Here is a 23,549-nt window from a genome sequence, read left to right as displayed (position 1 = left end):
CTTAGGGCAACTGCAAGCCGCCATTTACTGCGAGAGTCTGACCTGTCATAAAACCCGCTTGATCGCTCAGCAAAAAAGCCAATACCTTAGCAATATCTTCTGGCTGACCTAGGCGTTTTAGTACCGTCGATTGTGCAATCTCGTTACGTTTCTCATCACTCAGCTCAGTAAGCAATGGCGTATCGATCACACCCGGTGCAACGGCATTCACGCGAATACCATACTGACCTAACTCTTTCGAGAGAGACTTGATCATTCCTTCAATCGCAGCTTTTGCGGACGAATAGGCCACCTGTCCAATACTGCCCTGCTGGGCGACCACTGAGGACATTAAAGTAATCGCCCCCTGCTGCTCTCGCATCATCAATTTTGAAGACCATTGACTTAGCAAGAAAGCCCCAGTGACATGCTCGTTCAGCATCTGCTGGATCACTGAGGCATTAGTGAAATGAAACGGTTGAGTAATCATAGAGCCAGCACAATGGGCCAATCCGTACAGATTCAGGTGATGGTCACGTAGGTAACTGTTCAGCGTTTTAAATGCCATTTTTAAGGCCATTTCGTCGGTCACATCAAAGGGTAACGCGACACCGCCAATCGACTCCGCTACAGCTTTGCAGCTCGCCTCACTACGACTGTTTACTATAACCAAGTAATCCTGTGCTGCGAGCGTTTGTGCCAAGGCCAGACCAATTCCACTGGTGGCCCCAGTGATAAGTACCGCTTTACGGTTTTGCTGTGTCTGGTTCGTTTGGCTCATAAATTACTTTGCGCATCCGTCTTTAAAATACAACATCGTGCTTTGCCAAAATTTCCTTAGCAATTTTTACTGAACTCATTTCGATGATCTCATCCATATCCAGCATGACATCGAACTCTTTTTCTAACGCCGCCACCAAAACCATGTGCGCGACGGAATCCCATTGAGAGATAGTATTGTATTCCAATTCGTCTACCACTTGGTTCGCCTCAATATTTAAGCTTGTTACAAAGGTTGCGACTAAGCGCTCATTGTTTGTCATATTTGTCTATGCCTAGTATTCAAACTGTTTCAACCTGTTTCAAACAAAACGAGACAACGTAGGCAATAACCCCTTTCTTGCTTGCTCGAACTCGTTTTTCGTTTTACTTAGAAATACCCAGTTATCATTTTGCTCGACCACTCGGTAGCCCAAGCTTTCATTGAAGCGCAATGCCGCTTGGTTATGAGGAGCAACTTGTGCCTTAATATTCGAAATCGACAACAGCTCAAAACACCATTCACTCAAGCCTACTCCGACACAAATCGCGAGCATACTGCCACGATATTTTTCATGGCCGATATATAACCCAGTGCTTGCACTGTAAGGCTCATCTAAAGACGCATTAGCATATCCGATCAATTGATCACGAAACCATAAGGCAAAGTGATAGCGATTGATTTGTGTATGTAAATGCTCAAACCATTCCTTCTGTTGCTCGACAGAGATTTCGCTCTGATCAACCATCATCAAGCGAATGTCATCACTATTGCGCCACTGACGCAATTGCTCGATATCGTCTTGCTCGACGGTTCGAAACTCAACTTGGTAGCGTTTAAAAATCACTTTCATTGCTCCAGGGAGGCTTTACTTCTTTATTAGACGTGACGCTAACACGGCTTCAGCCACACGTTGCGCGCCTTGTCCATCAATACAGCGCTCTGCGATCTGAACTCGTTCTGTTAAGTCACTTTGCCAAGTTCTTATCACATCATCTACCACTTGGTCGATCAGCACCAGTCGTTCATTTGGTGACCGATCAACAAAGTTTGTCGCTGAACACCAACCTATTAAAGCATGTTCATCAAGTGCATTTTTTTGGTTCTCTGCCACTTGAATAAAATGCGTTGGCACCCCCATACAAGCCAACTCGAATAAAGTGCCGCCCGCAGCAGAGATCGCAAAACGACTCTGTTCCATCAACTCTGATACTTGGCTTACCCCTTTATGGCATTCAAAATGATGCTGTCGGCAGTAATCCTGTATTTCTTTAGCATTTTGTACGCCTGAGCCTACCATAATCAGCAGCGATTCCGAAGGAAAACCTTTTTCAAACAACGACTTAATAAACGATAAAGTTAAATCAAGTGAATCAGTTCCACCAAAGGTCAGCAAAAGCTTATTTCGCACTCCTCGATCACTCGTTTTTCGTTCATTAAACTGAGGGCGAAGCAACGCAAATTCCGGACCGACAAGAGGAAACAGAACCGTATTTGAGTATCGCAAAGAGAGGGGATTTAGTAACCAACGACAGTTAAAATTACCACGATTGTTATTATCGTCTAGCACTAAAAGATTAGGATTTAGTCTAAATAGCTGATTGATGGCGGATAAATCGTAGCCATAATGGTCTAGAACGAGGACATCGGCTCGTTGGGCCAACTCATGCCATTCTAATTCCTGCTCAAAAAGAACATCACCCACTTTGGCGAAATCTGCACATGAGTCATGCACGACAAAGCAGACATCGGCACCATGCTCAGAAAAGGCCTCAGCAAGCACTTCACTGCGTACGCGATGCCCCATACCAATCTGTATAGAGGCATCGGCACGAATGACCACGTTTAGTCGAGTAGATCCCATGATAAGGGCTGCCCCAACTGAACATCAGCATTTAAAGTGCGACCAATGACTTCATTCCAATGCTTTGGCGCCAAACCTAATGAAGGACGAATGATTTTGATATGCTCCGGCCGAATCGAAGTCCCTACAGGCAAATCTTGCACAATATAAATCGATCGTCGGTACTTCTTAGCTTTCTGCTCTGTTTCAGAACCGCCGTATTTCACTGTGCCAATCGCCGCAAAAGCCTGATGGCAACTTTCAACTAACGCAGCCATTTCAGCAGGTTCCATAGAAAACTCAGCATCCACGCCACCAGCAGAGCGATCCAAAACAAAGTGTTTTTCAATAACTGTCGCCCCAAACGCAATCGAAGCGACAGAGGCCCCAATACCACGAGTATGATCGGACAACCCTACTCGACAATCAAAGCGCTCGGCTAGATCAGGAATCGTAGCTAAGTTGGAGTCAGCCATATCGGCAGGATAGGTACTGGTACATTTCAGTAACACTAATTCAGCATTACTGATATGCCGAAAAGCAGAAACAGCTTCCTCAATCTCTTTAAGTGTTGCCATACCTGTCGACATTATAGTCGGCTTACCAGTCTCAGCAATCTTCTGAATCAGTGGAATATCCGTCAACTCAAACGAAGCCAATTTATAAAGGGGCGCATTAAGACTTTGCAGAAATTCAACCGCACTCGCATCAAAAGGTGAACTGAAGGCTGTCAGACCGAGTGATTGAGCGTATTCAAATAGCGGTTTATGCCATTCCCATGGTGTGCAGGCTTTGCCGTACAAATCATATAGGTTTTGTCCTTGCCACAGGCTATCCGCCTCACCAATGATGAACTCTTCGTTACGCACATTAAGTGTCATGGTATCTGCGGTATAGGTTTGCAGCTTTATCGCATCCACGCCAGCTTCCGCAGCCGCCTTAATCATAGCCTTGGCTGTATCAAAATCCTGGTCGTGATTGCCAGATAGTTCGGCAATGATAAAAGGGCTATTAAGCATTACATTAACCATTATAATAATTTTTTAAATGTTCGTTGCCTTCGTCTATCGTGTCTGCCGCTCGCTCAAGCATGGATGGCATTTCATCTAAAAACTCTTGCCACACAGAAAAAATAGTTTCTGCTGCATTTACCGAGCTAACTTCATCCTCGATACTGTATAGTGCAGAAAGCATGTAATACGCGGCATACGTAAAGGACCCTTTCATCAAATCATAGATATAACGATGTTGAGTGGCTTTTAGGAAATAAATAGAGCGGTGACAACGCCATAGCATCTGACACACTTCTTCTCTCGATTTATATTGAAACTCCCAAGACGTGTAAAGCGATTTTATGACTTTTAGACAATCCGACATATGCAGAGATTCATTTGCTGTTTTGGAGCGAATGTTGTCAGGCTCAGCTATCGTCCGAATATCGAAGAGAGTTTTCTTCAAAACATCACGATCTATTTTTTCGTCAAGTATGATCACATCGTCAATATCAAGAGCTTTAGAACCTTCAATTTTGGCCCCATCTGAAAGATTAAAGCAGCTAAAATTTTTACGTTTATTTAGATTTTTAAGAAGGCTTCCTAGCTGTATTCTAGAAAGGTTCATCTCATTAGTAGAGTATATTATGTCTCCAAAATTACCTGCCAGCTTTAATAACCCACGCCTATTTTTAAATGATTGAAAGCCTGTTTCTTTACCATCTTTGTAATAGCCACTATGTTTGGAATGATGAGATCCACTATCTTTATAGCCATTATCTACACCTATGAAGTAGAGGTTATTAAAACCAAACAAAGAACAATAAGATAATGCTAAGTTGGCAACAAATGGTCCAGAGTTATTCATATTTGCATAATGGTAACCAACATTTGCCACTTCGGTTCCGATCAAGGTTGCAATGGCTTCACCTGGTTTCCCTCCCATCACGACCTTATCGAAGTATTGATAAAAGCTCGGATGCATCACATCAACGGTCAATCCAATAATATCTTTTAAATAATCTGAGTTTAAAAACTCAAATTTATCCACCGTTTGCTTCATACGCTCAACATCGACCTGAAAGTCTGGTTTAATCCCTACTCTATTTAGCGTATTAATCGTTGAGCCACAACAAATAACTATAATGCTTTCTCGGTACTCTTTTATCAGATCAATTGCATTATCCAGCGACGGGCCATTACCAACAATGAATACAGGTGTATCTTGAATCCATCTAGGTAAGTCTTTTCTATTCTCTACAGGAATAGCAGCAACTCTTCGATTAGTTTGAGGAACAAGTCCTTGCGCAATCCCCATTAGTGCATCATCAAAAAAACCCCAACCCATAGCTTGCCTAGGGAAGGTTTCAGCAAACTCATTCATGGCTTTTAAATTGAGTTCACTTCTATGAGCTGTATATAGATACGTTTTAGGTGCCCAAAAATATCCATTTTCCTCAAGCTGAATAAGGTACTTATCTAAAAGATTTTCTGGTTCAACGCCAATTAAAAAATTTAAGGTATGACCATCTCCATTAAACTTGTCAAAGATGGAGATCCAATCAATTGAGAATAAAGAATAATAGAAAAAATCAGGATTTCTTTCGTATATATAAAGATGTTTTACCGTAATTGAGTCCAAAATGACTTCTAGCTGATAACCTAACTCCAGCCCAAACATTAACATAGCTGGAACATAATCAGGCGCTTCTAACAACTCTTGATTTTTTTCCTGTTCCGAGTGCAGAATCTCACTCATTTTATTACAGTAGTGAACATGCTTTGAAAAGTGAACTTGATTTCTAGCTATGGTTAAACTACTAATCTTTGGCTTTTTTAGAAAACTTGAAACCCGCCTACGAGCAAGCTCTTTTGGGTTTGAGTTGAATATTGAACAACCTGCTTGTTTATCAATCAGGTTAAGATCGCCACTTTCTTCTAGATAGACATACTTATTATTAGGTATATAATTTTTGAAATTCTCATATATATGAGGCATGACTTTTTCAAAATGCGACATATTGGCAATGTAACGCTCTGAGAATTCTAGATCATTTTTTTTTAGACGCGATACCCCGAGCTTATAAAACTCCAAAAAATTAGTACCTGTTTCTAAAGTCTCGGATATTTTATCTAGCACTATTTCTAACACCTTTATATTGCTTTATCTTCTTTTTCCCAAAGTTTCTTTTCTTTAGATCTTGAAGTGTTTCCTCTCGAATAGCTTGAATAGAGAGCATCACATCATAATGAGTTTGGGAAAATGATATGAACGCTTTTTTTTCATCATCGTTCATATCGGAAACATCTAGGCCATGAATAAAATCATGCTTTGAATTCAGTATACTTAGCAGCTCTTCAAAATTTTGCGCCGAAGATAAGTCTTTGAGCTGAGTTTCTAGTAAAATCAACTCCACAAGAAGCGATGATTCTGACATCACGCTGTGCCAAGTCGCTGCTCTGCTTGCATGGCATAAGCCTCTTGCTTAGCGGCTTCACCAATTTGATCCCATGCACCTTTTATCTCGAGCATCAAACGAATCACTTCGTCTATTTTATCTGTGTTCATTTTCAGACTCGCTTCATGAATTAATCCAATCATATAATCATATAAAGCATCCAAGTTATCGACCAAATCAGGATTAGCATCACGATCTAGGGAGTCTCTTAATGCATTGATAATTTCAACAACACGAGTCAGTGTTGTTGACTTTGCCTCCAAATCACGACGTTCGATAAAACCTTTACTTAACGACAGTCTTTCCAAAGCGCCTTGCATTAAAAGTTGTATTACTCGATGAGGGTCTGCTCCAGCAAGATCAGCTTTTAAGGACCCTTTTTTATATGCATTAATAGCTTTATTACCGTACATAAACACCTCTATACCTAGCTATTATTTAAATTACTTAGCTGTGTGATTAAGTAATTACCATTTGACGACATACTCGCTAGAACGCTATCTAATGTGGTGAATTTATCACGCAGCTGTTGCTCATAAAGATCCATTCGATATTCATAATTTTCTAGCTGGTCTTTGGTTTTATCAACAGAATCTTGAGAAGAAGTACTCAGGTCTTTCAACAAGCCACCTGAGCCAGTAAAATTACTCAAATAGTCTTCCATAATACTAGCTAAACCATTCTCAGCAGAGAACAACGTCGCCACATCGTCGTAGCTCTCATCCATTGCTTCATCGAATTTTGTGGCGTCTAGGGACAGAAAACTGTTGTCATCCATCTCTATGCCAAGATCAAATATAGTACTCAAAGCACCAGAGTTAGAAAACGTTGTCATCAAATCAGAGTTTAAAGATGACTCTAATCCGCGAATAAGGCTGCTGCCATTCAATACCGCGCCTGTCGCGGTATAAGAATCAAACTTTTTAAGCAACGAATTATAAGATTCAATAAAACTCTCTAAGGTTTCTTTTACTGTATCGGTGTCGAAGTCTACTGTTGTCTTTGCCGTTTCTGGATTACCTGTACCATCGTCTTGAGAGTCAGCCAGTGCTTTAATCGTCAAACCTGAGACAGCTCCTTCAAATGTATTACTGGTGCTGTTAATGGTAATGCCATCTACTTCAATGATTGCGTCAAGCGCCTCGGAGCCCGCAGCAATGCTTAGACCTGCAGCCCCGCCCCCTGTTGCAACAGACGACACATTATCTAGAGAAGCATCAGTATTACTCACAACTAAATCATTACCTGTACCCGTTACATCTGAGTTCAGGGTTAAATAGACATTTCCATTGCCGTCGTCTACAAGGTTAGCAGACACGCCAAAGTTATCAGACGCATCGTTGATTTGCTCACGTAATTCGGAAAGGGTTGTATCAGCAGCCACGTTAATCGTAAATGTTTCGCTGCCAGCCGTAAATGTCATGTCACCACCTACAGCGGTAACAACGTCGTCAGGTGTAGAAAATAAGCCTGCTGCAGAAACACTACGTGACCCCTGTGCAAGTTGCGAAACAGAGATATTATAAGAACCATTTGAAGAGCTACTGTCCGATGTTACTGAAACGATATCGCCTGATTCAGGTTGAGTAGTGGTTGCTGTACGCCCAGTAAAAAGAGATTCATCACTTAGCTTTTCAACAGCGTCTTCAAAAGACTCTAAAGCGGATTTGATGGTGCCGTAAGCAGATACTTCAGCCTGAAAGTCTTCGACTTTATCATTGTATGCGGCCACTCTTGTATCCCGCTGGACACTAACCATGTTTTTTACGAGTGACTCTAAATCTAGGCCAGAACCGACCCCTAATGATGTGACTGACATAACACCTCTCTTACAGCTTATACAGCTGACTCATACTTGACTGTTTACTAAATTACCCTTTAGGTCATTTAACTCCCCAAAAATACCATCGAGTCGTTTAGATATTTCTAAAAACTCTTCAGTAGGAATCTGTCGAACTAAATCGCCTGTCTCTTGATCAATCACCTTGACTACATTATTTTCACCGTCTTCGGTTTTTTCAAAAGATAAACCAACACTTAGCTGTCGCATTTTGACATTTATCTCTTCAACGTCTTGCGTATCAACAAATGCCTTATTGGACTCACTGCTAGCAAATCCATTGCCAAAATTTTTTGCGTCTGAGCTAGTATTTGTGTCGGCTGTTTCATTAACAACTTTAGCTTCTTTTTGCAGGGACACGGTGAATTCTTGATCAAGTATTTGAGCCGATTGGTTACTCGGAAAGTTCCCAAATGAAACCTTAGATAAATCAGAAGGAATAGACATAGATATTCTCCCAAATAAAAAAAGCTGGAGTGATACCCCAGCTTTCCAGACATCACTCTATTAAACTTAACCTAATAATGATAGCGCAGTTTGAGGACGTTGGTTAGCCTGAGCTAGAATCGATGAGCTTGCTTGCTGCAAAATCTGAGCGCTTGTCAAAGCGGCAGTTTCTTGAGCAAAGTCAGTGTCACGAATACGTGAACGAGCTGCCGATACGTTTTCAGAGATGTTGCTCAAGTTACTAATCGTTGAACTGAAACGGTTTTGCACCGCACCTAACTCAGCACGCTTAGAGTCAACCGCTGCAATCATTGTATCCAAGATCGCAACCATACTTTGTGCATTCGCTGCTGTTGAAACAGAGATAGAGTCTTTTGAAACTTGTGTCGTAGCTTGATCAGACAGTCCAGACACTGTCATCCCGCCGTTTCCAGCAAAATCTATAGAGTTAGCTGCACCACCAGTTCCTAATGAGAAACTAATTGTTTGGTTAGCATCTGCACCCACTTGGAACGTACCTGTGTAGGTACCATCCAATAGGTTTTGTCCACCAAATGTAGTATCTGATGCGACACGGTTGATCTCTTCAGACAAGGCAGCCACTTCTTGCTGCAATGCGATACGGTCTTTATCTGTGTTAGACCCGTTCGCAGATTGCAGTGCTAACGTACGCATACGTTGAAGCATATTAGTAGTTTCATCCATAGCGCCTTCCGCTGTTTGCGCCAAAGAGATACCATCGTTCGCATTTCGAACTGCTTGATTCAAACCATTCACCTGAGAAGTCAAGCGGTTTGAAATTTGCAGACCTGCCGCATCATCTGCTGCGCTGTTGATGCGCATACCTGAAGACAAACGTTGGTACGCAGTATCAAGCGTATTACCTGTTTTCATCAAGTTGTTCTGAGCATTCAGAGATGAAGTATTAGTATTTACATATAAAGCCATAATAGCCTCCTAGTTTCGCCTTTCTGGCCTGCTGCCAAGCAGAACCTCTAATATGTGTGCCGTGATCGCCAAATCGCATACACACTATAAACCTCTTGTAACAGATAACGGCCGGTCAACGAGAAGCTTTAGGCTTTTTTTGATTTTTTTTTCCGCTATCGGCAATTTTAATCCGCATTAGGAGGCAATACCTTGTTATGTATGATTTTTTTATTTTTAAAAAAATAAAAAACAACAGCTTATTAGCGCTATAAATCGTCATCCTGTTGTTAGGATTACAGTTTATTAGATTGCTATCGCGATATTATTTCTGGCACGAGCATTGCAAGGTTAACATAGTGAAGACCTGCCAAGTCTTCATAAAAAAAGCCAAGTGCGCTAACACTTGGCCTATAAATCACTTCTAGGAGAAAGAAGCGAGAATGGATTCGAATGCTTTCGCCAAACCTCTTGCCTCCGGCATTCGAAATTTGCTTCGTGATGAGCGGCCTGATCAGCCGCTCTTTTTTATGTTAGCCCCCTAAAAGAGACAATGCTGTTTGAGGACGCTGGTTCGCCTGAGCCAAAAGAGTTGAACTTGCTTGTTGAAGAATCTGCGCACTTGTCAATGCCGCCGTTTCTTGAGCAAAGTCTGTATCACGAATACGTGAACGTGCGGCCGATACATTTTCTGAAATATTGCTTAGGTTACTTATTGTTGAGCTGAATCGGTTTTGAACGGCACCGAGTTCAGCTCGTTTAGAGTCTACTGCGGCAATCATGGTATCGAGAATCGCAATCATACTTTGCGCATTTACGGCTGTAGAAATAGAAGCCGTATCTTTACTCACTTGAGCAGTAGCCTGATCGGATAAACCAGACATAGTCAAACCACCGTTGCCCGCAAAATCAATAGAACCTGCTGCACCACCTGCAGCCAGTGAGAAACTAATTGTTTGATTGGCATCTGCTCCAACTTGAAACTGACCAGTATAAGTTCCATCCAGCAAGTTCTGACCACCAAACGTTGTAGTGGAAGCAACACGGTTAATCTCAGTTGCCAACTGTGCCATTTCTTGCTGCAAAGCAACACGATCTTCATCAGTGTTTGAGCCGTTTGCAGATTGAATCGCTAGAGTACGCATACGCTGAAGCATGTTCGTCGTTTCGTCCAACGCACCTTCCGCAGTCTGGGCTAGAGAGATGCCATCGTTAGCGTTACGAACCGCTTGGTTCAAGCCGTTAACCTGTGACGTTAAACGGTTGGAAATTTGAAGGCCAGCCGCATCGTCTGCAGCAGAGTTAATACGCAAACCAGATGATAGACGTTGGTAAGCTGTGTCTAGCGTGTTACCAGACTTCATCAAGTTGTTTTGAGCGTTTAAAGATGAGGTATTAGTGTTTACATATAAAGCCATGATAGTTTCTCCTAGAACATTGAATTCTCAAAGCAACCTTTTGATTTAATTGATTATTTGGCTGCATCTTTCATACTTTATTTATCGTCTCAGTTGAGGAAAGCTTTAATATTTTTTTTAAGAAATTTAAACTTTATTCACATGAGACACATCAGTATGTCGATATAGAATTTTTCGGTCAGGGAGGGAAAAACTTTAACGAAATCTAACCAATATGATCAACGAAGCTCAAATCATAATCTGACGGGAGTACAACCTGTACGATGGAGACATCTTGGCTTTGACCAAGGGGCAAATCAGCCGCAGCAATGAAGGTTTTTGTGGACAGACTATACACCTGCCTAACCAAAGCAGGTCGAAGCGATTTATTAAGGGTTAACACAAACGCCAAGCGCCCATTGCTTAACTCAACGCAGGAACCAACGGGAACAGGCCCAAGACTGAAGGAAAACAAGCGAAATAACTCTTTGTCGAAAGCCAATCCTGATTCTTTTTGCATTTTACGCAACGCCCCGGCTGGAGTGATAGGTGCTTTAAATGCTTGTGCTGATGTCATGGAATCGTACGCATCGACAATCGCACCAATTTTTCCATAGACGCTTATTTCATCATCTTGTTTGCCATTTGGGTAGCCGGCTCCGTCGATGCGCTCATGGTGATCCCACAGCATCTGATACACCACTTTCGGGACGGCGGGGCTTTGCTTAAGCAAATTCTCCCCCAAATGAATATGTTTACGCATCAACGCAAACTCTGCTTCGGTGAGCTTCCCTTGCTTATTCTGCATGGGCGTTGGGATCTTGAAGCGCCCGAAATCGAACACAAGCGCTCCAAGTGTAATAAATTCTATGTATCGCTCGCCCAATTCCAATACCTTTGCGAGATGGCAAGCCAAGACTGCGCAAGATACAGTGTGTTCCGCTAGGTAATCGGTCCCTGAACGAACATGACGCAGTACCAGTAAGGCATATGGATTTCGCTGGTGGGAAGCAATCAGTTTTCGACAGTATTCAAGCAGTTCTTCTAACCGAAGCGGCTGCCCCTGTTGTAACCGCTCAATTTCTTGCGTTACCAGTTTAACACCTTGAGACATTAAGTTAATTGAGGTTTGCAGCTCCTTACTAAACGGCGTTGCTGCCACCGAGACTGAGCGCGGCACTCGGGGAATCACAGCCGCACCATCAGTTCGATCAGAAGCCTCAAGTCCATCCCGCTCATCACGAGTAACACGACCATCGGAATCTACATTACCTTGTTTGTAATCTAATACGTATTCACGGGTCGTGTCGTTGAGCATTTGACGAAACAGCTGATAAAGGCTTTTCCCAGCGGCGTACATGCTACGCCACTCCCGAGTATTAAAATCACTCTTTAAGCGTTTCAAGCTTTTTATAGACTTACCTAACGCTAAAGACCAACAGATTAGCAACAGCTTTTCTTCTGTTTCGTAAAGACGTTCTCGGTCACTTGTGTGCAACTCACCGTCTTGGAAATATGGATCAAACGGCAAGAACTTACCGTTCAATATAGGCTTTAGCTCGCCAAGTACCACCTGGCGGATAGCAATGGTGACAATATGGTGTTTGATGCCATGTTGTTTAATCAATCCAGAGACACGTTTACTATTTAATATCTCTGACTTGACTCCTAACGCATCGATAAGCTCAATAACATTAAAAAAAGCAAAGTTAACATCGATACCAAACAACTTTGTAATATCAAACTTCGCCATTAAAACGCCTTACCTAATGTCTTAAAGAGAATTGAACAAGGATAGTGAGCTGATTCTCTGAAAGAGCAACTGCGAAGCAGATAATGCAGACTCGGTCAGCTCTAGCTGGGTTGTTGCTTTAAAGATATCCAGCCCCGCAATGTTTTCCTGCGCTACTGCGTTAAAATTCTGCTTCGAAATACTAAAATCAGTACGACTATTTATCGTATCAATACGCGCGCCCACGGATGAAATGGCTGTACCAACACTTGTTTGCGTATTAGAAACACTAGTAAACGCATCTCTCATCGCATCATCTCGCTCCTGAGACGTCAGCGAGGTATCACGCAATGCAGAAACAGCAGACATCACCTGATTGAGTACATTATCTCGTGTCGGAGTATCTAATGTGACATCTACCGTGCTACCGGCTGCGCCCGTCAAAGTAAACTCCATGCCAGCAACGGTGATCGGACTACCTGACGTATAATCACCTGTTGCGATTACAGCGCCACTACTATCGGTAAACGAAAATTGGTCGGGGGCACCAGCCACTGTCGTCAGCGTAAAAACATTCTCAGTCGGGTCAACCGCATTGAATCGATCATTTACAAAGGTGTCATAAGCATCTTGATCACTCACAGTTTGCGACAATGTCGCTGCCCCTGCCGACACACTAGCAGTAAAGGTATTTCGAGTTTTTACGCTTTGGAATATATCTTTACCGGAATCAGTCGTCGCAATAGAAACGTTCTCAGACACCTGAGACATTCTTTGTGCCTCATTGCCTGCATAGACATACTGACCCGAAGCATCTTTTTCAAATGCAGGATTAGAAGAGTTTGTCCCTGCAAAAATATACTGCCCATTTGAATCTTTAGAGTTCATTAGGTCAGCAGCGGCAAACACCAAGCTTTCTATTTCACCCGCGATAGCCTCAATATCAACCTGATCATTAGCGCCATTTTTAGACTGAATCATCAAACGGTTAACATCATCAAGGATATCGTTCAAACTGCTTAGAGCCACTTCTTCATAATCCAAAGCATTACGCGCCAAGGTCATATTATCATCGTATTGCTCCAACAGCTTGGTGTCCGCTCTCAGCCGCATTACTTGACCAGCACCATTTGGATCATCACTGGGTCGCACTATGTCAGACTGCTCCGCAATGCGTTCCTGAGCCTTTAAATAGCGCTCATTAGCATTCGACATCGAGTGCATGGATTGATTGTAAATTAGATTACTGGTTACACGCATAATGGCTTACCTCAATGCACTGATTAGGGTTGCGAAAGTGCTCTGTGCTGCGGTCAATATTTGCGCCGATGCACTATACGATTGTTGAAAACGCAGTAAATTTACCGCCTCTTCGTCTAAACTAACCGCCGATACTTCATCTCGGGCCGCAACCGACTTATTCATCACAACTTCACTGGATGTGGCATTCGTCGCTAAGGAGGCACTAACACTACCGATTTCTGTTACCAAAGCCGTAAACGCCTCACTGTAAGTTCGCTCTCCACCGACAGACGCCTGATTTTGAAGGCTGGCCAACTTAAGGCCATTATAGTTGTCCGATTCACCACTTGCATTGAAAGCTATAGAAAACGAATCTCCGGCCCTCGGCGTACCATTTAAACTAACATCATAGCCTGGTGGAGTATTAGGAGCGGTACTTAATACCGTTGACTGCCCCAGTAAGTTGGAGTAATCCGTGATATTTGTCAGGGTATCCAATACATTTCCATTCGCATCTCGAATTTCCACCGTGTCACTCGCGGTAAAAAACAGCTCTTGTGGCGCCGATGGGTACAAGCCCCCAGTTTGAGTGAATGCAGAGTCACTTGAATCTGTGTTTGAAACAGAAGAGATCGAGATGGACACATCTGACAGGTTACTATCGGCACTTGAGACTTCGATAGGCGCTGACAAAGCGAAATCATCACCAGAACGCGCCGAAAGCGACAAGGTAGCAGCTGCATTTTTGGTTGGCGCAAATTGAAATTTATCACCCGTGGTGTAATTTGCACCCGTGAGCTGAATCTCAATACCGAGACCATCCACCTCAAAGTACCCGTTAGCGTTAGGTGTAGCGGTTGCTGTATCTACAACATCCGATTCATCTGAGATCCTCCCAGATTGATCGTATGTAACAATTTTGAACGCAGTATTAGAAGTCATCACCAATTCATAGGTATCGGTGGTGATCTCATCTGCAGCCCCTGAGGTCAACTTAACGTCCACGGAATCAGAGGTACGACGATTATCTCCGCTCGCGGCAACGTCTATTTGCCCTACTGAAAAAAGATTATTGCCGTACTCGCCGTTTGCATCCAAACCTAGCTTGTTTTGCTCATTCATAGTGTCAGCTAGCACCAATGCTTGCTGTCCCAACATGCGCTCTGCACTGGGAATAAACTCGTTACGGAAAGCAACGAGACCGCCAATGGAGCCACCTAAGTCATCAGAGGGAACTCCAACAGAATACTTACCAAAATTAAGCTTAACGGCTAACGCTTTGTCAGGATCATCTGAATTCGTCGTTAGCTGCAACGCATTATTGCGGTCTTGCAGTACAAGAGGCTGCCCAGAAGCTAGATTAACTGTCATCAGATTGTTATCGTCATACCTCACTTTCACATCGAGATGTGATGACAACTCTTTTACCAGCTGCTCTTGATTGTCTCGCAGTTCATTGGCGGTACCACCGGTAGCAGACTCAAACTTAAATATTTGCGCGTTCAGTTCTGCGATTTGAGAAGTGATGTTGTTAGCTGTCGATACACTCTTAACAACATTGTCTTTCGCGAGTGAATCTTGGTCACGCACATAGCTCGCAAGCTCGTTATACTGCGCCACCATTTCTCGAAAATTTGAATAAGCGTTGGCTCTAGCAGAGCTGTCGGTAGGATCACTGTTAGCAGTTTGCAACTCACTGAAGGCATCACCGATATAGCTCGTCAATGAGACACTGTCTTCGCCAAATATTGAATCAAAGCTAGACATCATAGAACGATAGCTATCGTAATAGTGATAATCAGAAGAATCAGACCATACCTGTTGGTTCATATACTGATTGACAACTCGACCGGTATCTTGGATGCGTACACCGCCGCCTTCAATACTGACCGTAGAGGTTTTCTGACGACTGTACCCTTCCGTATCGACGTTAGCGGTGTTTTGGCCTGTCGTTGAGATACGAGCAGTGCTGGACTGCAGACCAGATAACCCAATTGAATAAAGATTGGAACTCATTCCACTAACCTCATAAAAACGAAAAAACAGAAGCCTATCTTCTATATCGACAGAGGATGCAATAACTTTACCAATTCATAGGAGGTAAAGAAGATCTCCTAACGATCTTCGGCGAAAGTCGCTAAGCTATTGCATTTAAAGAGATTTAAACCAAGGACTAGAAAGGATATTCGATATTTTTTCGGCGTACTTGGGATCCGTTGCGTAGCCGCTTTGTTGTAAGGAAGCGGCAAAACTTGCCGCATCACCGCCTACACGCAAGGCATTTTTATACCGATCACCTGACAGTAAAAAATTAGCGTAATCATCAAAGCTCTGCTCAAATGATTCATATGCACGAAATGCGGCTTTTTCTTGCTTAGGTATCCCAGCACGAAACTCTAAAGTTGAGACAACTGCTTTATCTCCAGACCATCGATGATCTGCTTTAATGCCAAATAAATTGTAGCTTGGTGTGCCATCATGTCTTGCCATTGGGTATTTCCCCCAACCCGTTTCAAGAGCAGCTTGAGCTAGGATGGCTTTAGGATCTACTCCAAGCTTTTCTCCTACTTTTTGAGCATGTGGCCATAGCGACGCAACAAAACTATCAGGATCGGAAAACGCTATATCTTTCGCAGACACCGTTTTATCGGGGGCTGCTACAGACGCGACCAAATCATCTGCCGAAGATGTATTCAAGGAAACACTTGCAAGCTCTTGGGCCGCTCGTTTGGCCACAGCCTGAACTTGCTGAGCATCAAGCGTCGACAGTTTTGCCAAAAAGTCAGATTCACTACCTTTATCGTCAGATTGTGATGCACCCACACCTTGGCCTTGAAACTGCCGTACCAGAGCATTCGCTAGCCCAATACCGCCTGACCCAGCTAGCGACTGTGCCAGCTGTGAGTCCATCATCTCGGTATATTGTTTGGTTTGCGAGCTATCAAATAAGCCGCCGCCAATCGTCTCATTGGCACTGCGCATATTTTTAAACAGCATATTAATGAAGATCGCCTCAAATTCTTGTGCGACTTTTTCCAAGGCCGCATCAGGATCTTTTTGGGCTTGAGTTTTTAAATTTGCTAACGAGTTAAAATCTGCGAAAAAAGCACTGTTATCGACACGATTCATAATCCAGCCACCTAAATTACTACCACATCCGCATTCAACGCACCAGCTTGTTTTAAGCCTTCTAAAATAGCCATCACATCCCCAGGTGCAGCACCCACTTGATTCACAGCGCGCACAATGTCATTCAACGAAGCGCCAGGATTAAATACAAACATGTGACCACTGTCTTCATCAGTCTGCACCTCTTGGCGAGGTGCCAATGCAGGTTGTCCGTTTGGCAAATCAGGCTGACCAATTTCGGGGTTTGCCATGATCGTCACTGTGAGACTCCCATGCGTTACAGCGGCAGGAGAGACGGTCACGTTTTGCCCAATAATAATCGTACCGGTACGCGAATTAACGATAATTTTCGCACGCTCTTGACCAAGTTGAACTTCTAAATTTTCTAGAACCGATAAGAAGGTAACACGCTGCGATGGATCACGCGGAGCGGTCACACGTATGGACGTGGCGTCTAAAGATTGAGCCACCCCAGGGCCTAGCAAACTATTAATTTTTTCTGCGACTTGTTTCGATGTCGTGAAATCTGGGCGATTTAAATTAAACGTTAACGTATCACCACGGTTGAAACTGTTTGCGACAGCTTTTTCAACCGTCGCGCCATTTGGAATACGGCCAACGGTGGGAATAGCAATACTTTGACGAGAGCCATCATTACCATTAACGCCCAAACCGCCTACAACTAGGTTACCTTGAGCAATAGCGTAGACTTGGCCATCTGCCCCCTTTAGCGCCGATAGCAACAAGGTACCACCACGCAAACTACTCGCATTCCCTAATGAAGAGATGGTGACATCAATCGCTTGTCCGGGCTTCGCAAAAGGTGGCAATGTTGCCGTTAGTGAAACAGCAGCAACATTATCAGAATCCGTATTCGCGCCATCCGGCAAAGTGATACCAAATTGATTGAGCATACTGATGAAACTTTGGTTAGTGAAATCCGTATCATCACCCGTACCATTGAGGCCAATCACCAATCCGTAGCCAAACAATTGGTTGTCACGAACACCAGCAACACTCGCGATGTCTTTTAAACGCTCAGCCGCAGCGTTTGACACCAATCCAAGTAAAACGGTAATGATCAGCAATGATTTCATGTTCAACTCACTCTAAAAGGGTAACCAGCTCGAATTCACGATACGCGTCAACCAACCCTGCTCACTGCCAGCAGCCAGCTCACCTGTGCCAGAGTATGCAATACGAGCATCGGCCAAACGCGTTGATTGGACTGTATTGTCAGAGCTTATATCTTCTTCACGCACCAAGCCAGACAAACGGATGTATTCTTGTCCGCGATTCAGCGTGATCCACTTTTCGCCACGCACTGCCAATAAGCCATTAGGATATACCTCGTAAACGGTGACCGTAATACTACCTGTAAGGCTATTACTTTGGTTCGCATCAGCACTGCCAGCAAAATCGCTATTCATACCTGGTAGTTCTGTATCCAGACCAATCGGAACACCTAGAATAGTAGGGTTCTGTATCGTGGACGACGATGACTTACTTACGTTTGCGGCATTGGATTTTGTGGAACTCGTGCTCTCAGAAAGCGTCACTGTCAACACGTCTCCCACTTGTCTTGCTTTTTTATCACCAAAGAAGACATCCCCCATTCCCGTCTGATAGATACCGCCATCCGTTACCTGCGCATACTGCATTGTTGGCTGGATCACGGGCGCATAAAAAGGTTCATCTGCCACAGGCGTTTGCTCAACCGCTGCACACCCGACTAACAAAATAGGAAGCAAAACAAGTAGGTTACGCATCGTTTAATTACCCTTGTTTATAACTGCTGGTTAACGAAGCTCAACATACCATCAGCGGTTGAGATTACTTTAGAATTCATTTCATAGGCGCGCTGAGTCGTAATCATATTCACCAACTCTTCAATGGAGTTCACATTCGACGACTCCAGCATCCCCTGGCTAATTGACCCTAAGCCATCTTCTCCAGGAACTCCTACAATAGGCGCGCCGCTAGCTGTTGTTTCTTTATAAAGGTTACTACCTAGGAAATTTAAACCCGCAGGGTTAATAAAGTTTGCGGTGTTAATGGCACCGACTTCTTCAGTGTCCGTTTCACCCGCTCGTAACACTGACACAACACCATCTTCACCAATGGTAATTTCAACGACATCAGGATCAATGGTGATCGTTGGCTGCAACAGCATGCCACTGGAGTCAACGACCTCACCATTACTATTCAACTGAAAAGAACCATCACGGGTATAAGCAAGTGAACCATCAGGTTGTAAAATCTGGAAAAAGCCAGCCCCCTGAACGGCAACATCTAGCTGACGGTCCGTGACGTTGTAATCCCCTTCAGAAAAGTTCTTTTGGGTTCCAGTGACACGTACCCCTGAGCCAATTTGTAAACCTGATGGGAGCTCCGTGTTTTGTGCAGACAAGCCTCCTGGAGCTCGCAATGTTTGGTACATCAAGTTCTCAAAAACTGAACGGTCTTTCTTAAAAGCAGTGGTGGAAACGTTCGCTAAGTTGTTCGAAATCACTGATAACTGCTTGTCCATAGCAGACAAACCGGTTTTTGCGACCCATAGTGCAGAATGCATACCTTTCCCCTTACAAAAGCGTGTCGTTAAACGTAATACTAATTACGACCTAAAATCTTGGCTGACGCCGTCTCGTTATTTCGCACGGTGTCCATAATTTTAATGTTCATTTCAAAACGGCGAGCAAGCTCCATAATTTTGGTCATTTCTTCCACCGCGTTGACGTTGCTACCTTCTATAAAACCTGACAACACTTGAATGGTATTGTCTTGCTCCAATGGCTGACCATTCTTCGAACGGATCAAGCCATCTTCACTTTTTGTTAGTTCTTCAGGATCAGCCGATACCAACTTGATGCGATTCAAGGCGGTCACCTGCGTCCCATCCCCGCCTTGAGGGATAATCGAAATCGTGCCGTCTTCGCTGATTTCAAGCGAATCCACTGGGGGTAAGAAAATCGGGCCTTCAATCCCTACAACAGGTAACCCTGTTCCGGTGATCAACTGTCCAGCCACGGTCAACTGAAGATCCCCAGCTCGGGTGTAAACTTCTTGGCCCGTGCTATCTAGAGCTGCGATGAAACCTTTATCTTGAATTGCGATATCCATATCACGGCCAGTTTGCTGCAATGCCCCCTGATCAAAACGAGTCCCTGGGTTTTCTGTCATCGCAAAGACGCGCGATGGGTAATAGTCACCATTGATTTGCATCGACCGAGCTTGCTCAAAATCTGCGCGGAAGCCAGTCGTAGAGACGTTTGCTAGATTGTTGGCGTGAATAGCCTGAGCACTCATGACTTGAGTACCACCCGTCATCGCCAAATACAAAGCTCTATCCATACCTCACCTATTCATCATAATCGTTTGCTATCCATATCTATTAACAAATACCATGCCAACTCATAGAGACTGATATAAACAAAAAAAGCCCAGCTAATTGCTGGGCTTTTCTGTGTAGATAACGGCTTAATCAGACGTTAACGAAGGTTGATAATCGTCTGTGTCACAGTGTTTTCGGTCTCTAAGGTCTTAGAGTTAGCTTGATAATTACGCTGCGCCTCAATCAAGGCTACCAGCTCCTCTGTAATGTCTACGTTAGACTCTTCCAGTGCGCCACCTTGAATACTGCCAAAGGTCCCAGTGTTAGGTTTGCCGACATTTGCCGCTCCGGAGTCAGAGCTTGCCACCCAAGACGTGTTACCTGCTGGCGTCAATCCATCCACATTATCAAAAGCAGCCAATGCAATTTGACCTAGGACAGCAGTCTGTTGGTTCGTGTAACTCGCGATCAAGAAACCATTATCGTCAAAGCTCACACCTTGCAACTCACCTGCTGCATAACCGTTTTGGCTATATGTATCAGAGCTGGTCAATGCATATTGAGTAGAAGCCCCCAAATCAATTGAAAGCTCCGCAAACGCATCAGTTGGATCCCAGCCAGTAATACTTAGTGGTGTTGGGTTCGCAACCGCATAAGGAGCATAACCTACATAGGTACCTGAGATATTACCTTCTGAGTCAAAGGTCACTACCGTATCTTCATCTAGGAATGGGTTACCACTGGCATTCGTTGTTTCGCCATCAACCGTTACTTTGACTTCCCATGTATTGTCTTCACCTTGTTTGATGAAGTAATAACCGATCGTATGAGATTCACCTAACGCATCATAAACGGTATTAGTATTACCATAGGTGTACGTTTCTGGATCTGCTGGATCAAATGCGCGTCTTGCATAGTTGTCTGGCGTCGCGATGTCTGGTGCGGCACCGTTAAAGTCAAACGTCACAGGGACACCTGATGCAACAGTAATCGCAGCGACTGCAGCCGGAGCACTTAAGTTAGCCGCGTTCGTCGGTTCGGTTGCACCAGAGTATATTGGAGCAAACGGTTGTGCTGTACCACCACCCGCTGCAGATGCTGTGAACGTACCTTCCGCATCATCAAATGTGACAAAAGTATCACCTAAATATGGCGTACCCGTACCGTCTAGCTGTTCACCATCAACGGTTGCATACACCTGATAAGTATTCGGCGCTTCAGCTTTAGCGTAGTACAAGGTTACAACTTGAGGTGGAACACTCGTATCATTAGCTGTTTGCGTGTAGGTGTACGTATCCGGATCAGAAGGATCAAAAGAAGACGCAATGTAAGGAGGGATGTCTTCCGCCTCAGAGTCTAAGTTCGTTTCAATGGTCAATGCACTGGTTGCTTCAGGAGCAATACGGTCTGTCGGTACGATTAAATCATCTAGGAAGCCACCGATTACGCCATTAGAAGCATTATAACCTTGAACATAGCCACCATCATTAGTAACTAAGTAGCCCTCTTCATCAATCTTAAAATCCCCTGCACGTGTATAGGCTTGTGTACCACCTACATCCAAAACAAAGAAGCCTGTCCCATCAATTGCCAAATCCAAGTTATTGTCGGTGTAGGCAATGTTACCTGATGAGAACTCTTGAGCGATGTTGTTCACACTCACACCGCTACCAATGGTGTTGCTGCTGCCCGCACCAATGACACTTGTGTTGTACAAGTCACCAAACTCAATGCGAGATTTTTTAAACCCTGTTGTATCAGAGTTAGCAATGTTGTTACCTGTCGTACTGAGGAAATCAGCAGACGCTTTGATACCAGAAAGTGCCGTATTAAAACCCATGAGAATTCCTCCGCTAACCTAAAATTTCCAGCTCATCAGTCAGAGCTAGCTTGCCGTAATCGGCAACATTTAATGTTGTTCCGTCTTCACCATTGATGGTGACGCCATTAATTCGTGCTGGCAACATCGTCGATAGTTTGGTCACTTCGCCTGCGCTGTTTGTCGAGGTCGCAATGAAACTATAAATACCTTCTTCTACTGGATTGCCCTCTGCATCTCGACCATCCCAAACAAACTCTTCATCAGTCAACGCTGTGGACTTCACCAAGTTTCCAGAACGGTCATAGATACTCAGGGTATTCGCAACCGAATCGTCCGTAAATGAGGTCTTAACGAATGTCGCACTCCCTTCCGTCACCGCAGCCTTGTCTTGCTCCACATACACATAGGAGCCAACCAATGTAGAAGCCGTTAGTGCTTGGCTAGAAATCAAAGATTCCGACATAGACGACATTTGGGAAGCCATACTTGTAAGCTGCTCTAAAGAACTAAACTGAGCCATTTGTGACACCATATCACCTGTTTCTTGTGGCGATGTTGGGTCTTGGTTTTTCAGCTGTTCAATATAGAGCTTCATAAACACATCTTGATCGGCTAAAGGTGATGTACTGCTGCCGGACTGACCGACATTTGTGTCTTCACCAACACCGCTCTTTGCTTTCGCTTTGTCTGTCCCGTACTGCGAGATCAGATTAGACAAAGCCGAATTAGAGGAAACATTAGACATAATTTACCTCCTTAGGACTGACCTAAGGTCAACATTTTCTGCATCATACTTTTCGCAGAATTCATAATTTCAACGTTAGTTTGGAAAGAGCGTGACGCAGACATCATGTCAGCCATTTCTTCGACTGGATTCACATTTGGATAGAAAACATAACCTTCTTCGTTTGCCATTGGGCTATCAGGCTCGAAACGTGCTTTAAGAGGCGCATCCGATTCAACAATACCCGCGACATGAACCCCCATCCCAGCAGAGCCTTCCATCACATCATCGGAAGCGCTCCAGCCCCGCTGACGCATCTCTTCCGTCATCATTTGCTCAAATACAGGCTTACGAGCACGATATGTTTGATCTACTGAACTGGCGACACTGTCAGCGTTGGCAATGTTACTAGCGACCGTATTTAATCGAACGGTTTGGGCACTCATTGCGGAACCAGAAATGGCAAAAATATTACTTAAAGACATTATTATTGACCTCCAGTTAGCGCTTTTTTCATGCCGCTAATCTTTCTTTCCAAAAGCATAAAACTTGTATCAAATTGCAACGAGTTTTGGGCGTATTCAGCTTGCTCACGCTGCATATCCACAGTGTTACCATCAAGAGACGGCTGACTTGGATTACGATAAAGCAAATCATCATCACCTTCGACCGAGCTAGAGCTATGAATATGTCGATCATCACGGCCCGCTAACGTAAGGCGACTTCTTTCTGACTCAAGCATAGAATCAAAAGAAATATCACGCGCTTTATAATGTGGCGTATCTGCGTTAGCGATGTTATTTGCCAAAACAGACGCTCTCGCGCTGCGAAAAAGCAACGTTTTGTCGTGTCCAGCAAATGCGTCGTTAAAGGAAATAGCCATCTGACCCTCGTTCTGTAATTTGATTTCTACAATGTATTTAGC

Annotated in this window: 24 protein-coding genes; all 24 read right to left on the bottom strand. The window is 43.9% G+C overall.

The genetic code is table 11. The annotated features are described in order from the left end of the window. Window position 1 precedes the first annotated feature (1 nt). The gene (locus DN730_RS11330; RefSeq protein ID WP_115468250.1) at window positions 2-760 is read right to left on the bottom strand and encodes an SDR family NAD(P)-dependent oxidoreductase; all 759 of its coding nucleotides are present in this window, start codon (window positions 758-760) and stop codon (window positions 2-4) included. 22 nt (window positions 761-782) lie between these two features. After that, complete coding sequence (locus tag DN730_RS11325; protein WP_115468249.1) at window positions 783-1,022, bottom strand: acyl carrier protein; 240 nt, start codon at window positions 1,020-1,022, stop codon at window positions 783-785. 39 nt (window positions 1,023-1,061) lie between these two features. Beyond that, on the bottom strand, window positions 1,062-1,586 hold the full coding sequence (locus DN730_RS11320) for a GNAT family N-acetyltransferase (RefSeq protein ID WP_158541206.1): 525 nt from the start codon (window positions 1,584-1,586) through the stop codon (window positions 1,062-1,064). A gap of 21 nt (window positions 1,587-1,607) precedes the next feature. After that, the gene (pseG, locus tag DN730_RS11315; protein ID WP_115468247.1) at window positions 1,608-2,603 is read right to left on the bottom strand and encodes a UDP-2,4-diacetamido-2,4,6-trideoxy-beta-L-altropyranose hydrolase; all 996 of its coding nucleotides are present in this window, start codon (window positions 2,601-2,603) and stop codon (window positions 1,608-1,610) included. Further along, complete coding sequence (pseI, locus tag DN730_RS11310; RefSeq protein WP_245957946.1) at window positions 2,585-3,601, bottom strand: pseudaminic acid synthase; 1,017 nt, start codon at window positions 3,599-3,601, stop codon at window positions 2,585-2,587. The genes pseG and pseI overlap by 19 nt, the downstream gene beginning before the upstream one ends. A 4-nt stretch (window positions 3,602-3,605) precedes the next feature. After that, window positions 3,606-5,714 carry a 6-hydroxymethylpterin diphosphokinase MptE-like protein gene (locus DN730_RS11305; RefSeq protein ID WP_115468245.1) on the bottom strand — a complete coding sequence of 703 codons (2,109 nt, stop codon included), beginning with the start codon at window positions 5,712-5,714 and terminating at the stop codon, window positions 3,606-3,608. Next, the gene (locus tag DN730_RS11300) at window positions 5,704-6,012 is read right to left on the bottom strand and encodes a hypothetical protein (RefSeq protein ID WP_115468244.1); all 309 of its coding nucleotides are present in this window, start codon (window positions 6,010-6,012) and stop codon (window positions 5,704-5,706) included. Before DN730_RS11300 ends, DN730_RS11305 begins: the two co-directional genes overlap by 11 nt. Then, window positions 6,012-6,446, bottom strand: coding sequence for a flagellar export chaperone FliS (gene fliS, locus DN730_RS11295; protein ID WP_115468243.1), 435 nt, complete (start codon window positions 6,444-6,446; stop codon window positions 6,012-6,014). Before fliS ends, DN730_RS11300 begins: the two co-directional genes overlap by 1 nt. Window positions 6,447-6,460: 14 nt before the next feature. Further along, a complete protein-coding gene (fliD, locus tag DN730_RS11290) occupies window positions 6,461-7,852 on the bottom strand; it encodes a flagellar filament capping protein FliD (protein ID WP_115468242.1) in 1,392 nt (463 codons plus the stop codon). A gap of 30 nt (window positions 7,853-7,882) precedes the next feature. Further along, a complete protein-coding gene (locus DN730_RS11285; protein WP_115468241.1) occupies window positions 7,883-8,320 on the bottom strand; it encodes a flagellar protein FlaG in 438 nt (145 codons plus the stop codon). Between the two features lie 66 nt (window positions 8,321-8,386). Then, complete coding sequence (locus tag DN730_RS11280; RefSeq protein ID WP_115468240.1) at window positions 8,387-9,268, bottom strand: flagellin N-terminal helical domain-containing protein; 882 nt, start codon at window positions 9,266-9,268, stop codon at window positions 8,387-8,389. Window positions 9,269-9,780: 512 nt separating this feature from the next. Next, complete coding sequence (locus tag DN730_RS11275) at window positions 9,781-10,665, bottom strand: flagellin N-terminal helical domain-containing protein (RefSeq protein WP_115468239.1); 885 nt, start codon at window positions 10,663-10,665, stop codon at window positions 9,781-9,783. A gap of 205 nt (window positions 10,666-10,870) precedes the next feature. Then, complete coding sequence (locus DN730_RS11270; RefSeq protein WP_115468238.1) at window positions 10,871-12,397, bottom strand: HD-GYP domain-containing protein; 1,527 nt, start codon at window positions 12,395-12,397, stop codon at window positions 10,871-10,873. Between the two features lie 21 nt (window positions 12,398-12,418). Beyond that, window positions 12,419-13,636, bottom strand: a complete 1,218-nt coding sequence (flgL, locus tag DN730_RS11265) for a flagellar hook-associated protein FlgL (RefSeq protein ID WP_115468237.1) — start codon at window positions 13,634-13,636, stop codon at window positions 12,419-12,421. Between the two features lie 6 nt (window positions 13,637-13,642). Next, complete coding sequence (flgK, locus tag DN730_RS11260) at window positions 13,643-15,634, bottom strand: flagellar hook-associated protein FlgK (protein WP_115468236.1); 1,992 nt, start codon at window positions 15,632-15,634, stop codon at window positions 13,643-13,645. Between the two features lie 135 nt (window positions 15,635-15,769). Continuing rightward, on the bottom strand, window positions 15,770-16,747 hold the full coding sequence (flgJ, locus tag DN730_RS11255; protein ID WP_115468235.1) for a flagellar assembly peptidoglycan hydrolase FlgJ: 978 nt from the start codon (window positions 16,745-16,747) through the stop codon (window positions 15,770-15,772). An 11-nt stretch (window positions 16,748-16,758) separates the two neighbouring features. Further along, window positions 16,759-17,844, bottom strand: a complete 1,086-nt coding sequence (locus DN730_RS11250) for a flagellar basal body P-ring protein FlgI (RefSeq protein WP_115468234.1) — start codon at window positions 17,842-17,844, stop codon at window positions 16,759-16,761. 12 nt (window positions 17,845-17,856) lie between these two features. Further along, window positions 17,857-18,516, bottom strand: a complete 660-nt coding sequence (gene flgH / locus DN730_RS11245) for a flagellar basal body L-ring protein FlgH (protein ID WP_115468233.1) — start codon at window positions 18,514-18,516, stop codon at window positions 17,857-17,859. Between the two features lie 17 nt (window positions 18,517-18,533). After that, a complete protein-coding gene (gene flgG / locus DN730_RS11240; protein ID WP_115468232.1) occupies window positions 18,534-19,319 on the bottom strand; it encodes a flagellar basal-body rod protein FlgG in 786 nt (261 codons plus the stop codon). A gap of 38 nt (window positions 19,320-19,357) precedes the next feature. Beyond that, on the bottom strand, window positions 19,358-20,098 hold the full coding sequence (gene flgF, locus DN730_RS11235; RefSeq protein WP_115468231.1) for a flagellar basal-body rod protein FlgF: 741 nt from the start codon (window positions 20,096-20,098) through the stop codon (window positions 19,358-19,360). A gap of 137 nt (window positions 20,099-20,235) precedes the next feature. Continuing rightward, a complete protein-coding gene (locus tag DN730_RS11230) occupies window positions 20,236-21,918 on the bottom strand; it encodes a flagellar hook protein FlgE (RefSeq protein WP_115468230.1) in 1,683 nt (560 codons plus the stop codon). A gap of 13 nt (window positions 21,919-21,931) precedes the next feature. Beyond that, the gene (locus DN730_RS11225) at window positions 21,932-22,645 is read right to left on the bottom strand and encodes a flagellar hook assembly protein FlgD (RefSeq protein WP_115468229.1); all 714 of its coding nucleotides are present in this window, start codon (window positions 22,643-22,645) and stop codon (window positions 21,932-21,934) included. Window positions 22,646-22,656: 11 nt separating this feature from the next. Beyond that, window positions 22,657-23,109 (bottom strand): flagellar basal body rod protein FlgC, encoded by a 453-nt coding sequence (flgC, locus tag DN730_RS11220; protein ID WP_115468228.1) that lies wholly within the window; start codon window positions 23,107-23,109, stop codon window positions 22,657-22,659. 2 nt (window positions 23,110-23,111) lie between these two features. Next, window positions 23,112-23,507 (bottom strand): flagellar basal body rod protein FlgB, encoded by a 396-nt coding sequence (gene flgB, locus DN730_RS11215; protein WP_115468227.1) that lies wholly within the window; start codon window positions 23,505-23,507, stop codon window positions 23,112-23,114. Window positions 23,508-23,549 lie beyond the last annotated feature (42 nt).

The sequence above is a fragment of the Marinomonas piezotolerans genome (assembly GCF_003362755.1).
GTDB lineage: Bacteria > Pseudomonadota > Gammaproteobacteria > Pseudomonadales > Marinomonadaceae > Marinomonas > Marinomonas piezotolerans.
The sequence above is the reverse complement of the archived record's forward strand: the minus strand, read 5'-3'. Positions and strand labels throughout refer to the sequence as shown.

What these genes read in the sequence shown, in the direction of transcription:
- DN730_RS11270 (WP_115468238.1), bottom strand. Translation starts at nt 12,397, where the DNA reads ATGGCGAAGTTTGATATTACAAAGTTGTTTGGTATCGATGTTAACTTT.
- DN730_RS11250 (WP_115468234.1), bottom strand. Translation starts at nt 17,844, where the DNA reads ATGAAATCATTGCTGATCATTACCGTTTTACTTGGATTGGTGTCAAAC.
- DN730_RS11300 (WP_115468244.1), bottom strand. Translation starts at nt 6,012, where the DNA reads ATGTCAGAATCATCGCTTCTTGTGGAGTTGATTTTACTAGAAACTCAG.
- flgK (WP_115468236.1), bottom strand. Translation starts at nt 15,634, where the DNA reads ATGAGTTCCAATCTTTATTCAATTGGGTTATCTGGTCTGCAGTCCAGC.
- flgJ (WP_115468235.1), bottom strand. Translation starts at nt 16,747, where the DNA reads ATGAATCGTGTCGATAACAGTGCTTTTTTCGCAGATTTTAACTCGTTA.
- DN730_RS11280 (WP_115468240.1), bottom strand. Translation starts at nt 9,268, where the DNA reads ATGGCTTTATATGTAAATACTAATACTTCATCTCTGAATGCTCAGAAC.
- DN730_RS11225 (WP_115468229.1), bottom strand. Translation starts at nt 22,645, where the DNA reads ATGTCTAATGTTTCCTCTAATTCGGCTTTGTCTAATCTGATCTCGCAG.
- flgC (WP_115468228.1), bottom strand. Translation starts at nt 23,109, where the DNA reads ATGTCTTTAAGTAATATTTTTGCCATTTCTGGTTCCGCAATGAGTGCC.
- DN730_RS11330 (WP_115468250.1), bottom strand. Translation starts at nt 760, where the DNA reads ATGAGCCAAACGAACCAGACACAGCAAAACCGTAAAGCGGTACTTATC.
- DN730_RS11325 (WP_115468249.1), bottom strand. Translation starts at nt 1,022, where the DNA reads ATGACAAACAATGAGCGCTTAGTCGCAACCTTTGTAACAAGCTTAAAT.
- flgB (WP_115468227.1), bottom strand. Translation starts at nt 23,507, where the DNA reads ATGGCTATTTCCTTTAACGACGCATTTGCTGGACACGACAAAACGTTG.
- DN730_RS11275 (WP_115468239.1), bottom strand. Translation starts at nt 10,665, where the DNA reads ATGGCTTTATATGTAAACACTAATACCTCATCTTTAAACGCTCAAAAC.
- pseI (WP_245957946.1), bottom strand. Translation starts at nt 3,601, where the DNA reads ATGCTTAATAGCCCTTTTATCATTGCCGAACTATCTGGCAATCACGAC.
- DN730_RS11230 (WP_115468230.1), bottom strand. Translation starts at nt 21,918, where the DNA reads ATGGGTTTTAATACGGCACTTTCTGGTATCAAAGCGTCTGCTGATTTC.
- flgG (WP_115468232.1), bottom strand. Translation starts at nt 19,319, where the DNA reads ATGCATTCTGCACTATGGGTCGCAAAAACCGGTTTGTCTGCTATGGAC.
- flgL (WP_115468237.1), bottom strand. Translation starts at nt 13,636, where the DNA reads ATGCGTGTAACCAGTAATCTAATTTACAATCAATCCATGCACTCGATG.
- fliD (WP_115468242.1), bottom strand. Translation starts at nt 7,852, where the DNA reads ATGTCAGTCACATCATTAGGGGTCGGTTCTGGCCTAGATTTAGAGTCA.
- pseG (WP_115468247.1), bottom strand. Translation starts at nt 2,603, where the DNA reads ATGGGATCTACTCGACTAAACGTGGTCATTCGTGCCGATGCCTCTATA.
- flgF (WP_115468231.1), bottom strand. Translation starts at nt 20,098, where the DNA reads ATGGATAGAGCTTTGTATTTGGCGATGACGGGTGGTACTCAAGTCATG.
- fliS (WP_115468243.1), bottom strand. Translation starts at nt 6,446, where the DNA reads ATGTACGGTAATAAAGCTATTAATGCATATAAAAAAGGGTCCTTAAAA.
- flgH (WP_115468233.1), bottom strand. Translation starts at nt 18,516, where the DNA reads ATGCGTAACCTACTTGTTTTGCTTCCTATTTTGTTAGTCGGGTGTGCA.
- DN730_RS11285 (WP_115468241.1), bottom strand. Translation starts at nt 8,320, where the DNA reads ATGTCTATTCCTTCTGATTTATCTAAGGTTTCATTTGGGAACTTTCCG.